The following is a 16798-nucleotide window of genomic DNA, read 5'->3' as shown; positions in this document are numbered from 1 at the left end:
TGAGCTTGTGAGTTGATGAGCTTGTGAGTTTATGAGCTTGTGGCTTGATGGGTTTATGAGTTAACAAGAAGTAGGAAATGCTGCCGTTAATCGCAAAGCTATTGGCTTAACTCCTTAACTCCATAACTCCTTAACTCCTCAGCATACGGCTTAACTCCTTAACTCCATAACTCCTTAACTCCTAAAAAAGCCCCCCTTTACTCCTCTACCCTAAAACATACTGCAAATGCCTCATGCCATGTCCTCCCCATTGGTTATCGCCCACATATTGAAAACCAACACTGGCGTATAACCTTTCGGCCTTGGGGTTACCCTTATCAACAAGCAGACCAACGGCAGGCAATTGCAATAGCCTGGCACGTTGCACAGTAGCCCGCAACAGGGCCTTGGCAATGCCCTTGCCACGATAATGCGCATCTACTGCCAAACTGTCTACATACAATTCGCCTGCTGCTGTCTCGTCGTCCATATTGCCGAAGTCGCGATTAAAGCGCGCCAAGCAGCCTTGCACAAAGGCCGTACGCAGTTGATGCAGGCGAGCACCATCGTAAGCAGTACAAACGCCAATCACCTCACGTTGAGCGTTGAGAGCCACAAGCGTGTTGAGGTAGCTATATTGGCTGTCATCGCGACACACCAAATCGGTCATCAGCTGATGAAAACCCGACAGCCCATGCTCTTCGCCTGCAAAATACAGGCAACATTCGTGGTTCATCGCCTCCATGATAAGGCGGGTGATGTCGGGAGCTTGACTTACTTGCGCTTGTTCTATTGTTATCATCTGCGAAAGAAATGGTTATGTTTCAAAGAAAAGCCCGACTAGTCGGATTAATATTCGGACTAGTCGGACCCCTTTCAGGCCAATCAAACCAACCCGATTAGCCGATTGGCCCGTTTATCAATTGGTTTAGTAGCCATCAATCGAAGAACAACATGCGTTCTACCCAATAAACTAAGATGCCGGCAAGGTATCCAACGAAGGCCACCCACGTAATACGTTTCATGTACCAGCCAAAGGTAATCTTCTCTAACCCCATCACCACAACGCCAGCCGCACTGCCAATGATGAGCATCGAGCCACCAACGCCGGCACAATAGGCCAACAACTGCCAGAAAATACCGTCTACGGCCATGTCGCCAGTAGGTGCAATGGGGTACATACCCATACATCCAGCCACAAGCGGAACGTTATCTACAATGCTAGAAAGCACACCGATGATGCCCGTTACCAAGTAGTGGTTGCCACCGCTTACGCTGTCCAGTCCACGTCCCATAGCCGTAAGCACGCCAATCTCTGCCAAGCAGCCCACAGCCATCAAGATACCCAGGAAGAAAAGGATGGTGCCCATGTCTATCTTGCGCAACAAGGCAATGACGCGAGCCGACATGGAGTCTTCGCCCAAATGCATTCTGCGGTGGAAAATCTCAGTGGCAGTCCACAAAACGCCCAGCACAAGCAATATACCCATGTAGGGGGGCAGGTCGGTAAGGTAGCGGAAGATGGGAACAAACATCAGTCCGCCAACACCAAGGAAGAAAATAATGCGGCGTTGCACGCGTGTAAAGGCCAACGTGCTATCTTCTGCCGATGCGACCATAGCAGGCAGTTTGCCTTTCAACATATACTGCATGATGAAAGCGGGAACCAGCATCGACACCAACGAAGGCACCAAAATCTCGGTTATTACGCCAACCGTGGTGATAGAACCAGCAATCCAAAGCATGATGGTGGTTACGTCGCCGATGGGCGAGAAAGCGCCTCCCGAATTGGCAGCGATAATCACCAACGCGGCATACACCATGCGGTCTTGCTTGTCGGCCACTAGTTTGCGCAACACCATAATCATCACGATACTCGTTGTAAGGTTGTCGAGGATGGCCGACAGGAAGAAAGTCATAAAGGCAATGCGCCACAACAGTCCGCGCTTGCTGTGCGTCTGTATGGAATCGCGCACGAAGTTGAACCCGCCATTGGTGTCAACAACCTCCACGATGGTCATCGCCCCCATGAGGAAGAACAGCGTTTCGGCCGTTTCGCCCAAATGTTCTCTCAGGCTTTCGCCCACATGCGCCAATATGCCAGCGGCGTTACCAGTCAATTCGGGCATGCCAGGCAACACGAATTCGGATGGGTTAACCATGAAAAGCGTCCAGCAAGCCACACACATCAAGAGCGCCACGGGCGCCTTGTTCACCTTCGTCAAGCTTTCGAGGGCAATGCAAAGATAGCCCATAATGAAGACAACGACGATTGCCAATGTCAATGAAGTCATTTCCCTACTATTGTTTTAGATATAACGTACAGGCCCACCGCGCAAACACCGTTCGTTAGAAGGTGAGATTGTCGGGTTGGCCTTTAACGCTGCAAAGATAACAAATATATTGCAATTATTCAGTTTGTAAGTTCGCGAGTTTTTGAGTTTGTGTGTTTTCTGGCCGATAAGGAGAGAAGTTTGGAAGTTTAAATGGGACAACAAACGATTAACTCACAACCTCCACGAACTTTAAACTCATCAACTAACAAGCCCGTCAACCAACAAGTCTAAACCAACTCAGACACTTATAAACCCAAAAGCTTATCAACTCACGAACTCAGAAACTCACGAACTGAGAAACTCACAACCGCCCCTCCTATGCCAATTTGTCAGCAACCTGACGTTCATCTGCTCTTGGCACAAGCTTTGCACATGAGGTTAGCGAGCGGCGGCCTACACGACCAGCGACACACTCATTATATATATGGTGCGTGCCAAACTGCAAGGCCACAGCCGCTAGCATTTAAATAACGAACAAAAATATAAAATAAAATATTCTTATGGGAAAAATTATTGGAATAGACTTAGGAACAACTAACAGCTGCGTTGCCGTTTTCGAAGGCAACGAGCCAGTGGTAATCGCCAATAGCGAAGGCAAACGCACCACGCCTTCTGTGGTGGGCTTCGTTAAAGACGGCGAACGAAAGGTGGGCGACCCCGCCAAACGTCAGGCCATCACCAACCCCAAGAACACCGTTTACTCGATTAAACGATTTATGGGAGAGACCTACGAGCAAAGCCGCAAAGAGGCTGAGGCCATGCCTTACACCGTAGTAGACGAAAACGGCCTGCCTCGTGTGGACATCGAAGGTCGCAAATACACACCGCAAGAAATATCGGCGATGATACTTCAAAAGATGAAGAAAACCGCCGAAGACTATCTCGGACAAGAAGTAACCGATGCCGTTATTACGGTTCCTGCATACTTCTCCGACTCGCAACGTCAAGCAACCAAGGAAGCTGGACAAATCGCAGGCCTTAACGTACAACGTATCGTTAACGAGCCAACAGCTGCCGCCTTGGCATACGGTGTAGACAAGGGCAACAAGGACATGAAGATTGCCGTGTTCGACCTTGGTGGCGGTACGTTCGATATATCCATCCTCGAATTTGGTGGTGGCGTATTTGAAGTGCTTTCTACCAATGGCGACACCCATTTGGGCGGCGACGACTTCGACCAAGTGATAATCAAATGGCTGGCCGATGGCTTTAAGGCCGACGAGGGAATCGACCTAACGAAAGACCCCATGGCCATGCAACGCCTGAAAGAGGCTGCCGAGAAAGCTAAGATTGAGCTGTCGAGCACCACTTCAACCGAAATCAACCTGCCTTACATATCGGCAGAGGGTGGCGTGCCCAAGCACTTGGTGAAGACCTTGACGCGTGCCCAGTTCGAGCAATTGGCACACAACTTGATACAGGCTTGTCTCGTACCATGCCAAAACGCCATAAAGGATGCCAAGCTGTCTACCTCGGATATCGACGAAGTTATCCTCGTAGGAGGTTCGAGCCGCATCCCCGCCGTGCAGACATTGGTGAAGAACTACTTCGGCAAAGAGCCTTCGAAGGGCGTTAACCCCGACGAAGTGGTAGCCGTGGGTGCCGCCATTCAGGGTGCTATCCTCAACAAGGAGAGCGGTGTGGGCGACATCGTATTGCTCGACGTTACGCCTCTTACGCTGGGTATCGAGACAATGGGTGGCGTAATGACCAAGCTTATCGACGCCAACACCACCATCCCGCACAAGAAGAGCGAAACGTTCTCTACAGCAGTAGACAACCAAACGGCTGTTACCATCCACGTTTTGCAGGGCGAACGTCCTATGGCTTCACAAAACAAGAGCATCGGACAGTTCAACCTCGAAGGTATCGCACCCGCTCGTCGCGGTGTTCCACAGATTGAAGTAACGTTCGATATCGACGCCAACGGCATCCTCAACGTGTCTGCCAAGGATAAGGCCACGGGCAAGGAACAGAAAATACGCATCGAGGCTAGCAGCGGATTGAGCAAGGAAGAGATTGAGCGCATGAAGGCTGAGGCTGAACAAAACGCAGCTGCCGACAAGGCCGAGCGCGAGAAGGTGGACAAGCTTAACCAAGCCGACTCGATGATTTTCACCACCGAGAACTTCTTGAAAGACAACGGTGACAAAATCCCTGCCGACCAAAAGCCAGGCATCGAAAGCGCACTGCAACAGCTTAAAGATGCTCACAAGGCTGCCGATGTTGCCGCAATAGACGCTGCCATCAACAACCTTAACAGCGTGATGCAAGCTGCTAGCGCACAGATGTACCAAGGCGCAGGCGGTGCTCAACCCGATCCCAACGCCGGTTTCCAAGGCGCAGGCGGTGAACAAGCACAAAGCGACAACACTGGCGACAATGTGCAAGACGCAGACTTTGAGGAAGTGAAGTAAAAAAGTCACAACAAATAACGTAAAGAGGAAGTACCTATTTTGGCACTTCCTCTTTTTCTTTGCATAAAACTTCTCCCCCTTAACCTCTTACTCAAAAATATTTACTATATTTGCAAATAACTACATAACACTCATAAAGCGTTTCATAAGTAGAACAAAATGGAGCTTAACCAAGAATGAGAATAGGCTGGCTTAACTTGCAAAAAACGGGAAAAGCTACACTATCGTGAACTCATACGTTTGCAATCGTTGCCAACCAAGTCTTAAATTGTTATTCCAAATAGCAGAGATTTTATTGGTGAGTCCAAAACATTTGATTAACACCCCAGATGAATAATCTTTTTCATTATGGCAGAACATAAAGAACAAAATAAAAAATCTATCCGCTTTTTCAACGATCGTGAAGTGAGGGCGGTATGGGATGAGAAACAAAACTGTTGGTGGTTTTCAGCAACAGACATTGTTCGTGCCATTAATAACGAGCCAGACTATACTAAAGCTGGTAACTATTGGCGATGGTTGAAAAAGAAGTTAAAGCAAGAAGATATTGAACTCGTGAGTGCCACTCACGGCTTCAAATTTGAAGCACCTGATGGAAAACTACGTGTGGCAGATGTTCTCAATAGCGAAGGTGTTGTATTATTGGCAAAGAACTATCCCAACAATCGTGCTAATGAGTTTCTTGATTGGTTTACCTACAGCGACAACACCATTGATGGACAGAGCAAGAAAAAAAGCCTACCAACTCTTTGAAAGTGGAATCTTGCAGATGGTAGTCGCTGCGAGTCTAAAATGACTGAACATGTATATGCCTCAAAAGAGAACGTCAATGCTATTTTCTTCTAGACTACGTGTGTAGAAAGATTCAGCAGCAAAAGAAGACATATCCTAGAGCTATTCCACACTACTAAAAGATTTGCTGGTGTCAAAGATGGGATAGAAACTAACTTGAAACGGTAGCGAAGAAAATTATATCTTGAAACTAGGAGATCAAAAGGAAACAATTGAGGATGCAGACTCTAAACATCCTATCCATAACAGACTACAAAATAGACAAGAAATATGCAAATTCCATTTTTTACTGATAGCTTAGATACTCAATTAAGTCTCATTCCATACATGATGCGATATGAACACTCTATGCAATCCAATTTTGACATTGATACAACTATGACAAATTCTAAGAGGATAGAGTCCCAAATTCATAATCTGCATGATAATATCTGTGTTAATGATATAGGGTATAGTGATATTGTTAGTGTTATATCCATTCCTTTAATAATTGCACTTTTTGCCTTTTCTTTTCCTTTTATATTCCAAACGATTAACCATATTAACGATAAATATGCTTCAAAGCACATCTCAACTTTATTCAGGACATCCATAAAACATAAACTCTTTTGGATAATTAATTCTTTGAGTATTATTTATGTAATAGCATATGGCGCGTGCTCTTTATTGTGGAAAGAGGGTTTCTTTGTAAAATATTCGCAACTATGGAGCTGGATAATGATCTTTGTTGCTTTTGCCCATGCCTGTATTGTAATGGTGTTTGTTTGGTATTGTATCAACTTTAATAATCCAGACAAACTTTTTATAATTATCAAACGCAGATACCACATAGAGAAGTTTATTGTCAAGCTACAACAAAAATGGGTGCTTTGCAAGGTTCTGCTTCGTAGTTGCTTCCATTATAAAGACAAAGCTGGGAATACAATTTATAAATCAGCAAGAGATATGGTATGTCGATGGCAAAATAGTGTTCCAGAAGACTGCTTTGTGTCAAGGCTAATAGGAGTTGCACGTTTCGCAGTAAAGGGGAATGATTTTTCATTGTTTCAGAATGTATTATATAGTTTAGACAACATTATAGATACAGAAAGAAGTTCTTGCTCAAGAGAACAAAAAGACGATGTAATAAAAGAATCTTCCGTTCATTATAGAACAATGCGCTTCTTTGATGAGCTTTTAATCACATATAAACCTATTCCAAATGCCTTTATGCAGAATGAGTCCATTATTTTTAAGATGGTTGGGGCATTTGACAGAACCAAATATATGAGCAATGCTGATAGTTTCCGCTTAGCTATTTGTATGCGTAAAATGTTGGATTATGGAAATGAGGCACTATTGGAAAAGTATATTGATTACACGCAGCATTATTTTAAATACCTACTTTATCTGCCAAAGGTATTCTACATTAAAGGTGGTTTAACAAAAAATAGAGATTATGTCGAAAAAAGATCTGTTAACTCATGGAATTATCTTTGCTGTTTCCATTATGCAGTATTAGCCTATGCTTTTGATAAATGTAAATATTCATTACTCAAGATCCATCTAGAAAAGAACCATTATAGTGATTACAATTTATATCCCAAAACCGGAGCGGACGTTTTGATTCGTTATGCCTATTGTGTAAATAACATTTGCTTTTTGAATGACAACAAATTATTTGAAAGAAGGGTTGATGTAAAAAGCCTATTAAGAAAGTACACTGCTATATTACTGTTGCTCATTCCAGAAACAGAAGAAATCGGTTATCCTATGTTAGAGAATGAACCAAAAAAAATTATTGACACAATAGATTCCTCAAAGAGCGATTTAGAGAAAGAAATGAATATTATTAAAACGAATACCACTCTTTTGAACTTATATCCTAATTTGGCCAATACAAATTCGAGTAAGCGATTTAGTTATTTCTTAGATGTAATAAAAATGTTTCTCACACCATCTGCAAGTCGTGAGATAGAAGGTAATAAAGAATGTAGCACTCTCAGTTTAGTACATAGTTTTATAGGACGATTATTAGAAAAAACTACACCCAATAAAACTAGAACCAGACGAACAAACTTATACACTCAAAAACTAAATAAAAAAATAACTGACGATTTCGCTTCTCGGTTCAATCAGTTGAATAATGACCTTTCTCATTTCTTACCGAATGGATTATTTTCGTCAGATTCATACGGGAAAAATGATGAGGTTTTTCTAAACCCATGCCAGTTGAGAATTGATAAGCTCTATTTTCTTGATATGGAATATTATAGTGGTGGATATGATTTATATCGTGAATATGTAGAACAATTCTCTACAAGACTCATTTATCTTGCCTTGTTTTCATTTCGAAAAATGAAATTAAAGGAGGTAAATATTAAATCGCCTAACTTTGACATTTTTTTCGAGAAGTTCACCAGAGGCAAACGAGAAAACTTCGTCTTAATAGGAATAGATAGTCCTTTTGAAGCTATTCTCAACATTACACTCAATGGGCGTGACATGTCCTATAGAAAGACTACACCCTATGTAAACATAAGCTCATCTAGGAATCCATTGCTAACAGACTTAGATGACTACACTTATTTTAAAGACTCCATTCTTGTCGTAGCAAAGAAAGATTTGCCTAAGATTGTTGATATTGGGGAAAATAAAGACATAATGATCGACCACAAGGATTGTTCAGACGAATCAAATATGCAATTATCTGTAAGGACAACTATTGATGTTCATAAGAAATTGATATTTAACCCAAACGCCAAAATCGCAATGGTAAGACTAAAACGAATGAATATGTAATATCTTATAATGTTCAGAAAAATTCAACTCATTTTGACTCTAAATCTATAAATGCATCTTTGTGATAACCTCCAAGATAATTTCTGATCAATACAACTCAAATAGAGGAAACATTTTTTCATAAGAGCATAACTTACTGATAATCAAAACAAGATATACTTAAAGAAAATGAGGCGTTACATGTTTGCCTGTCTTTTACACACCTCACCTACTACTGAAAAGCCCCTTTATCTTGACCCAAACCACGTTGCATAATCAAAAACACAACCACTCCGCAATAGCAACAACACCCACTTTTCTCCCCCCATTCTCAAAAAACATCCCATCTATGCACCATACTAGCGCAAACTTTCCTATATTTGCATATCGGTACGCACAACCATCATATACCAACGAATGATGGGCGGGTGCGACACAACCATCAAACAATCAGGCTATGGCTACGGCAATCATCCTTTCGCAACTCGTAAGCGTGTTCACGCTCATCTTCGTTGGCATCCGAATGAAAGCCAAAGCCCCATAAGCGCATAAATCAACGAACCCCGCAAGTTCACCAACTAATAAACCCAAATACTCATAAACTTTAAATACTCACTAACAAACATCATGAAAGTAAACAATCTACTTGCCACCATCGCCTTGTTCCTGTGCCTGCCCTTAACGGCTTGGGCGCAGGGAAACAACACGGGTATGGGCGGCGAAGACGACGACACGCCCTCGATTGCCGAACGGGTGCTGAAACTGGAAAAGAAGACCGACGCCTTTAACCTCTACCTCAACTTCGCCGCAGCAGCACGCGCCACCGAACATAACGGCACGTGGAAAGGGGCGTTTGTCAACCGTCAGTTGCGTTTGGAGATTAAAGGACACATCACGGACAAGCTTTTCTATCGCCTCAGGCAGCACCTCAACAGCGGCTACGAACCGCAAGGCGAAGACAATTTCGCCAAGGCCACCGACATGATGATGGTGGGTTACACCTTCAATCCCAAGTGGGAAGTGCAAGCAGGAAAGATAGGACAGATTTGGGGAGGCTACGAATACGATGAAAATCCGCTCTTTATATACCAATACTGCGACTTCGTGGCGCACATGGAATGTTTCGTTGCGGGTGCGCAAGTAACGTTCAAGCCCATACCAACCCAAGAGTTTGGCCTACAAATAACCGACTCGCACAACGGTACCTTCGAGCAAGAGTATGCCAAGGATGCCAAGATGGCTGGCCCGAACTTTGCTACCGACCGCGAACAACTCACGCCCAGCAACATCCCCCTCACCTATATCGCCAACTGGAACGGCAACTTCTTCAACGACCGCCTACAAACCCGATGGGCATGGGGACTGCAAACGCAGGCCAAGGGCAAATATTCGCGCATGCTTAGTCTTGGTCAAAGGCTCAACTTGCCTAAGCTGCAATGGTACATAGACTATTATGGGGCCGTTGACGAACTAGACCGTTTGCGCATCGCATCGGGCGAATTAACCAGCCTTGTAAACAACGATAAAGACGTATTCTTCGGCAACGTGCACTACAACGCCCTCGTCACCGAGGCCAATTGGCAGTTTGCACCGCGATGCAACCTCAAACTTCGGGGCAGTTACGAAACCACCAGCATTCCCCAATACGAGGCGTTAAAGAACTATCGCAAGTATTACAGCTATGTGGCCAGCCTAGAATACTTCCCCATCAAAGGGCAAAACCTACGCCTTTTCTTGGCATACATGGGTCAGAAAGTAGACTACAACCACGCCTGCGGCCTGTCCGATTACCACACCAACAAGCTCGAACTGGGCCTGATGTATCGCATCAAATGCTATTAGAGGAGTTAATTTGAGGAGTTAAGGAGTTAAGGAGTTAAGCCAAGTGCCTTGCAAATAATGGCAAGTCTTTTCATGCTCATTGTTAACTTCTTCACATTAAACTTGTTAACTCCTTAACTTGTCAACTCGCCAACTTGTTAACCCGTCAACTTGTTAACCCGTCAGCTAACCGAATTAAATCAAACCTTAGTTAACGGGTTCACAAACCGACACGTTTACGAGGAGAGCTGCAACTCTGCAACAAGGCATTTGGCTTAACTCCTTAACTCCATAACTCCTTAACTCCTCAAATCAACTCCTTAACTCCTGAAAACAACTCCATAACTCCTAAAAACAGCAACCACTCTGCTACAAAGCATTTGGCTTAACTCCTTAACTCCTTAACTCCATAACTCCTCAAAAGAACTCCTCAACTCCTCAAAAACCTCCTTTCCTCCTCAAACTAAAAATAATCCTCCCACCCTGCCTTTTTTACGCAAGTTCTTGTTATCTTTGCAACAATGGAACAAGCCGTAAAAAACAATTGGAGCGAAAACGTCATCGTAGTTGATGCCGACTACGTAGACAACGTGGCATTCAACCTCATCGTTAACTTCGAACGCATCATCGGCCGACGCATTCCGCAGGCCGACTTGGCACGCTGGCTCGACTGCATTGCCCTCGATGGAGGCGTGCGCAACGGCGAAAACGGCCTGCAAGTGGTGATGGTTCATAGCAAGGCGAAAACCCAAATGGAGAACTTTACGCCTGCCAACTTCGCCGACGAGCTGAACGGCAAGGCCTTCAAAGACGGCTTGGGCGAGTTCGCCATCGGCACATACCCCGTGGAAGACTTGGTAAACGCCACCGACTTTTTTCTCGATGTGGTGCAAACAGTCTGCGCCCAGTCCGAAGTTAAGCGCGTGATGGTTGTGCCAAACGCCGAGAACGCCGAGTTATACGAGGCTCTTCGCCATCAGATGCACCGTCTAGACGACGACACCAAGCGCGTAACCATCTTCGCCATGCAGCCCCTCCCTGGCGGAAACTTCCGCCAAGAGATACTGGGCTACTCGCTCATGAACGCCCTCGGCATAAGGAGCGACGAGATAAACGCCCAATAAGCACACCGGCGTTCGCCCCGAACAGCCCCTCCGCAACACCCTGCGGCAACACAAACACAGCAAACAGAAACAACAAAACGATATGGGAAAAGTTCTTATGATTGGCGCAGGTGGCGTTGCTACCGTGGCCGCATTTAAAATCGCACAAAACAAAACGCACTTCGGCGAGTTTATGATTGCCAGCCGCCGAAAGGAAAAGTGCGACGAAATAGTAGATGCCATACATGCCAAAGGCTATGATATGGACATCAAGACGGCACAAGTAGACGCCGACGACGTTGAACAGCTGAAAGCCCTGTTCAACGACTTTAAACCCGAACTGGTTATCAACCTGGCCCTACCCTACCAAGACCTCACCATCATGGAGGCTTGTTTGGCCTGCGGTTGCAACTATCTAGACACCGCCAACTACGAACCCAAAGACGAGGCGCACTTCGAATACTCGTGGCAATGGGCCTACAAGCAACGCTTTGAAGAGGCTGGGCTCACCGCCATTCTTGGCTGTGGGTTCGACCCAGGCGTAAGTGGCATCTACACGGCATACGCTGCCAAGCACCATTTCGACGAAATTCACTACCTCGACATCGTCGACTGCAACGCCGGAAACCACCACAAGGCCTTCGCAACCAACTTCAATCCAGAGATTAACATACGCGAGATAACCCAAAAGGGCTTGTACTACAAAGACGGAGAGTGGCTCGAAACCGAACCCCTTGCCGTTCATCAGCCCATCACTTACCCCAATATTGGTCCGCGCGAAAGCTACCTGATGCACCACGAAGAGCTTGAAAGCTTGGTGAAGAATTATCCCACCATTCGCCAAGCGCGCTTTTGGATGACCTTCGGACAACAATATCTCACCTATCTCGACGTGATACAGAACCTCGGCATGTCGCGTATCGACGAGATAGAATACGAGGCACCGCTAGCCGATGGTTCGGGTAAGCATGTCAAAGTGAACATCGTTCCCCTGCAATTCCTTAAAGCCGTGCTGCCCAACCCACAAGACTTGGGTGCCAACTACGATGGCGAAACATCCATTGGATGCCGCATTCGTGGCGTAAAAGACGGCAAGGAACTTACTTACTACGTTTACAACAACTGCAAACACCAAGAAGCCTACAAAGAAACGGGCATGCAAGGCGTTAGCTACACCACGGGCGTGCCCGCCATGATTGGCGCAATGATGTTCTTCAAGGGTCTCTGGCGCAAGCCGGGCGTATGGAACGTAGAAGAGTTCGACCCCGATCCATTCATGGAACAGCTCAACATACAAGGACTGCCCTGGCACGAAGAGTTCGGCGGCGACCTTGAATTGTAACCCTTAAACCACTCCCATCATACCTAAAACAACAACAAATGGCAAAAGAAGAAAGCAAACAACTTTCGCCCGATGAGGCCAAGCTCAAGGCCCTGCAAGCGGCTATGAGCAAGATAGAAAAAGACTTTGGCAAAGGCTCGATAATGAAAATGGGCGACGAGCAGATAGAGAATGTAGAGGTAATACCCACGGGCAGCATCGGTCTAGACGTGGCCTTAGGCGTGGGAGGTTATCCCCGCGGCCGCATCATCGAGATTTATGGCCCCGAATCGTCGGGTAAAACCACACTCGCCATCCACGCCATTGCCGAGGCGCAAAAGGCTGGCGGCATTGCCGCCTTTATCGATGCCGAGCACGCCTTCGACCGTTTCTATGCCGAAAAGCTTGGTGTAGACGTGGCCAACCTTTGGATTTCGCAACCCGACAACGGCGAACAGGCTCTCGAAATAGCCGACCAGCTCATCCGTTCGTCGGCCATCGACATCCTTGTTGTAGACTCTGTGGCGGCACTTACGCCCAAAAAGGAGATTGAAGGCGACATGGGCGACAACAATGTGGGCCTGCAAGCACGACTGATGAGCCAAGCCTTGCGCAAACTAACGTCCACCATTAGCAAAACCAACACCACGTGTATCTTCATCAACCAGTTGCGCGAGAAAATCGGCGTGATGTTCGGCAACCCCGAAACAACCACTGGCGGTAACGCATTGAAGTTCTACGCCAGTGTTCGCTTAGACATTCGTAAAGTAACCAGCATTAAAGATGGCGACAACATCGTGGGCAACCAAGTGCGCGTAAAAGTGGTGAAGAACAAGGTTGCACCACCTTTCCGCAAAACCGAATTCGAGATTACTTTCGGCGAAGGCATATCTAAGGTGGGCGAAATTCTCGACCTTGGCGTTGAATACGAAATCATTAAGAAGAGCGGTTCGTGGTTCTCGTACAACGAGGCCAAGCTAGGTCAAGGCCGCGATGCCACCAAAAACTTGCTCAAAGACAACCCCGAACTATGCGAGGAGTTGGAAGCAAAAATCATGCAGGCCATTAAAGATAAGCAAGACTAGGATTACCCCCCCTACCCTTGCGCGCCACAATGGCATAAAAAATCAAAGCGGAACGGACATCAGCCCCCGTTCCGCTTTTTCTTTTCCCTCTTACCAGCACCGCAATTAAGCACTATCGCTATCCAAAAAATCAACCGCCTAACTTTATGTCGCTTAAATAAAACGCGAGTAAATGCAAGCCAACACACCTTTATTACCATCCTTATAAAACACCCACCCATAAACCAAACAGGCTGTAAAAGGCAAACTGGCCACCTTATCTACTTATAAACTTGTTTCTGGTTAACTTATCTTCTCTCCAACTTGCCCTGCCATCTACCTGTCTTCCCGACAACTTGCCCTCTCGTCAACTAATCAACTCGCCAACAGGTTAACTCGTCAACTTAATCAACCCGTCAACTCGTTAACTGGTCAACTCGTTAACTTGAAGTCTTGTCAACTCGTCTACTTGTCAACTCATCTACTTGTCAACCTGCCCTCTTGTCAATTTGTCCTCTTGTCAACTCGTCCTCTCGTTTACTCGTCAACTTGGAACTCTGTCAATTTTTCAGCGCAAATTTTAACATTATGGCTACCCTTTTTATCCACCAATCGCCAACCTTGCCGCAAAAAATCGATTCTCGCGAAGGTTGTTTTTGATGCAAAAAGGGGGTGGTTGTAAATGCTGGAAAAATGAATTTTTATTTAAACAAGCAGCCATTTGCACCATATTTTGGGCCATTTGTAGCTAAATGCACTACGTTTTGCTACTAAACGCAATGCAATATGCCGCTAAACGCAGTGCGTTTTGATGCTAAATGCAAGGCAAAATGGTGCTAAACGCAAGGTAAAATGGTACAAAACGCAGTGCCAAATGCCGCTAAATGCGGTGCGAAAAGCATAAACATACACTACAATTGCATAAACAAAACCCTTTCGAACCATTAAAAACATGGCTCAAAAGGGCGAAATAGTCGTTAAAAAGTGGGTTTTAGGGGCTAAAAAGTGGGTAATTGGACGTGAAAAATAATGAGTTGGCAACCAAACTAGAAAGCCCAAATGGTGCAAAATGCAGGTTATTTTCTTTAAAACAGACAAAGCAGAAGAAGTGGAAGGCTACAAAAAGTGCCAATTTACCTACTTTTCAACCTAAATTTTCGCTAGAACGGAGTGAAAAACAGAGCACTATTGTAAAATAAAAAAGCAACAATTTAAGTTTTTTGAGTTGGGGAGGGTGTAAGTTGGGGAGGTTGTGAGTTGGGGAGGTTGTGAGTTGGGGAGGTAGTAAGTTGATGAAGTTGTGGGTTGGTGAGTTGATGAGATAGTGAGTTCGTGAGTGGGTAAGGTTGTGAATTGGTGAGGTGGTGAGGTGATGTATTCGGGAGTTATTGGGCTTTCGTGAGTTTATAAGTCAGTGAGTCCATCCGTCCTACACTTCGTATACGAAAGACGTCTTTACCTTGTATCGGCACAAGAAACCCACTTGAATTGTCTTAGCCCTTGTTGTAATGGATGATGCACTCGCACTAATAAAAAAATCGGGTCGAAGTTCCAAAAAGCGTCTTAATCCTTGTTGTAATGGATGATGTACTCGCACGTAGATACTCTCGCGCTTTCGATGACTGGGAACAGGTCTTAATCCTTGTTGTAATGTATGATGCACTCGCACCGTATCATTTAGCCGTTATGGGTGATAGAGCACAAGGTCTTAATCCTTGTTGTAATGGATGATGCACTCGCACGCAGTCTACACATTGCATTCACCCGCATGTAACATCGTGTCTTAATCCTTGTTGTAATGGATGATGCACTCGCACTCAGAAAGTCAACGAAGAGTTGGAAAAGCACATGCGCGTCTTAATCCTTGTTGTAATGGATGATGCACTCGCACATCTTCGGTAAGTATCATGCAACGTCTTTCTTTGAGAGGTCTTAATCCTTGTTGTAATGGATGATGCACTCGCACACATTCAGGAGTTATGAATACGACAGAAAAAACCGGTCTTAATCCTTGTTGTAATGGATGATGCACTCGCACTTTCATGAAATCTAAAGAAATTGCTGGAGAATATGAGTCTTAATCCTTGTTGTAATGGATGATGCACTCGCACAGTAAGGAGAATGTAATCTGAGGTAGCGTAACACCTGTCTTAATCCTTGTTGTAATGGATGATGCACTCGCACTACTATCGTGGCTACCACGAAGCTGATGCTTGGATGGTCTTAATCCTTGTTGTAATGGATGATGCACTCGCACATAGCCATATGAACTATTTATTGTCAAATTTCAAAGTCTTAATCCTTGTTGTAATGGATGATGCACTCGCACCCTTATAAAGGTTCTGAAAAAAAGAAAATTGCTTGGTGGTCTTAATCCTTGTTGTAATGGATGATGCACTCGCACTTTGGCTCTGCGAACTCTTATGTATTATCATCGAGTCTTAATCCTTGTTGTAATGGATGATGCACTCGCACAATGTGGTTCGTCCTATTGTAGCAAGAAAAGAAAGGTCTTAATCCTTGTTGTAATGGATGATGCACTCGCACTGCCGATAAGTTCTAAATATTAATTATTTAGAAGGTCTTAATCCTTGTTGTAATGGATGATGCACTCGCACCAGCAGCTCCAGCAGCTCCAGCAGCTGTCTTAATCCTTGTTGTAATGGATGATGCACTCGCACTCTCCAGACCAAGCTATGGAGAGACATGTATTCCATAGGTCTTAATCCTTGTTGTAATGGATGATGCACTCGCACAAGAACCTCGTAGTACGAGGCGTTAATGTAGTTAGTCGTCTTAATCCTTGTTGTAATGGATGATGCACTCGCACACTGCTATTTGGTCATCTACGTTCGGGTTCGAACTAGTCTTAATCCTTGTTGTAATGGATGATGCACTCGCACATTGAGCAATGGAAAGAACATCACGATTAACAGATTGTCTTAATCCTTGTTGTAATGGATGATGCACTCGCACACAAGTTTATTTCTCGACACGGATTCGTTAAGAAGTCTTAATCCTTGTTGTAATGGATGATGCACTCGCACCAGAACTACAAGTATTCTGTCAGTACCAATTTGTAACCGTCTTAATCCTTGTTGTAATGGATGATGCACTCGCACAACAAATTCAACAGACTACAGGGTCGAAGTTAATGTCTTAATCCTTGTTGTAATGGATGATGCACTCGCACATAAAAAAAAAT

The 16798-nt window shown here is 45.0% G+C and carries 8 protein-coding genes, 2 pseudogenes and 1 CRISPR repeat array; of the genes and pseudogenes, 8 read left to right on the top strand and 2 right to left on the bottom strand.

What is annotated here, in order from left to right; genetic code table 11:
- Nucleotides 1–205: 205 nt before the first annotated feature.
- A complete protein-coding gene (locus HMPREF0670_RS00405; protein WP_009229188.1) occupies nt 206–781 on the bottom strand; it encodes a GNAT family N-acetyltransferase in 576 nt (191 codons plus the stop codon).
- Nucleotides 782–917: 136 nt separating this feature from the next.
- Nucleotides 918–2273: a sodium:proton antiporter NhaD gene (gene nhaD, locus HMPREF0670_RS00400; RefSeq protein ID WP_009229187.1), complete on the bottom strand. Its 1356-nt coding sequence runs from the start codon at nt 2271–2273 to the stop codon at nt 918–920.
- Between the two features lie 542 nt (nt 2274–2815).
- Between nhaD and dnaK the strand changes: the two genes are divergently transcribed.
- From dnaK to recA, 8 genes and pseudogenes are all read left to right on the top strand, one after another.
- Nucleotides 2816–4732 carry a molecular chaperone DnaK gene (gene dnaK, locus HMPREF0670_RS00395; protein WP_009229186.1) on the top strand — a complete coding sequence of 639 codons (1917 nt, stop codon included), beginning with the start codon at nt 2816–2818 and terminating at the stop codon, nt 4730–4732.
- A gap of 202 nt (nt 4733–4934) precedes the next feature.
- A pseudogene (locus HMPREF0670_RS16915) lies at nt 4935–5069 on the top strand (transcriptional regulator); the annotation flags it as partial.
- 11 nt (nt 5070–5080) lie between these two features.
- Nucleotides 5081–5525, top strand: a pseudogene (locus HMPREF0670_RS00390) (BRO family protein); the annotation flags it as partial.
- Between the two features lie 269 nt (nt 5526–5794).
- Nucleotides 5795–8305 (top strand): hypothetical protein, encoded by a 2511-nt coding sequence (locus HMPREF0670_RS00385; protein WP_009229184.1) that lies wholly within the window; start codon nt 5795–5797, stop codon nt 8303–8305.
- 606 nt (nt 8306–8911) lie between these two features.
- On the top strand, nt 8912–10126 hold the full coding sequence (locus tag HMPREF0670_RS00380) for a porin (protein ID WP_044077530.1): 1215 nt from the start codon (nt 8912–8914) through the stop codon (nt 10124–10126).
- 500 nt (nt 10127–10626) lie between these two features.
- Nucleotides 10627–11229, top strand: a complete 603-nt coding sequence (locus HMPREF0670_RS00375; protein WP_009229182.1) for a DUF6621 family protein — start codon at nt 10627–10629, stop codon at nt 11227–11229.
- Between the two features lie 82 nt (nt 11230–11311).
- Nucleotides 11312–12550, top strand: a complete 1239-nt coding sequence (locus HMPREF0670_RS00370) for a saccharopine dehydrogenase family protein (protein ID WP_009229181.1) — start codon at nt 11312–11314, stop codon at nt 12548–12550.
- A gap of 38 nt (nt 12551–12588) precedes the next feature.
- On the top strand, nt 12589–13614 hold the full coding sequence (recA, locus tag HMPREF0670_RS00365; protein ID WP_009229180.1) for a recombinase RecA: 1026 nt from the start codon (nt 12589–12591) through the stop codon (nt 13612–13614).
- Between the two features lie 1469 nt (nt 13615–15083).
- Nucleotides 15084–16786: direct repeats of the CRISPR family, unit length 37 nt; unit sequence GTCTTAATCCTTGTTGTAATGGATGATGCACTCGCAC.
- Nucleotides 16787–16798 lie beyond the last annotated feature (12 nt).

It is taken from the genome of Prevotella sp. oral taxon 317 str. F0108, from assembly GCF_000162415.1.
GTDB classification, from domain to species: Bacteria; Bacteroidota; Bacteroidia; order Bacteroidales; family Bacteroidaceae; genus Prevotella; species Prevotella conceptionensis.
The sequence above is the reverse complement of the archived record's forward strand: the minus strand, read 5'-3'. Positions and strand labels throughout refer to the sequence as shown.

What these genes read in the sequence shown, in the direction of transcription:
- nhaD (WP_009229187.1), bottom strand. Translation starts at nt 2,273, where the DNA reads ATGACTTCATTGACATTGGCAATCGTCGTTGTCTTCATTATGGGCTAT.
- HMPREF0670_RS00405 (WP_009229188.1), bottom strand. Translation starts at nt 781, where the DNA reads ATGATAACAATAGAACAAGCGCAAGTAAGTCAAGCTCCCGACATCACC.
- HMPREF0670_RS00385 (WP_009229184.1), top strand. Translation starts at nt 5,795, where the DNA reads ATGCAAATTCCATTTTTTACTGATAGCTTAGATACTCAATTAAGTCTC.
- HMPREF0670_RS00375 (WP_009229182.1), top strand. Translation starts at nt 10,627, where the DNA reads ATGGAACAAGCCGTAAAAAACAATTGGAGCGAAAACGTCATCGTAGTT.
- dnaK (WP_009229186.1), top strand. Translation starts at nt 2,816, where the DNA reads ATGGGAAAAATTATTGGAATAGACTTAGGAACAACTAACAGCTGCGTT.
- recA (WP_009229180.1), top strand. Translation starts at nt 12,589, where the DNA reads ATGGCAAAAGAAGAAAGCAAACAACTTTCGCCCGATGAGGCCAAGCTC.
- HMPREF0670_RS00370 (WP_009229181.1), top strand. Translation starts at nt 11,312, where the DNA reads ATGGGAAAAGTTCTTATGATTGGCGCAGGTGGCGTTGCTACCGTGGCC.
- HMPREF0670_RS00380 (WP_044077530.1), top strand. Translation starts at nt 8,912, where the DNA reads ATGAAAGTAAACAATCTACTTGCCACCATCGCCTTGTTCCTGTGCCTG.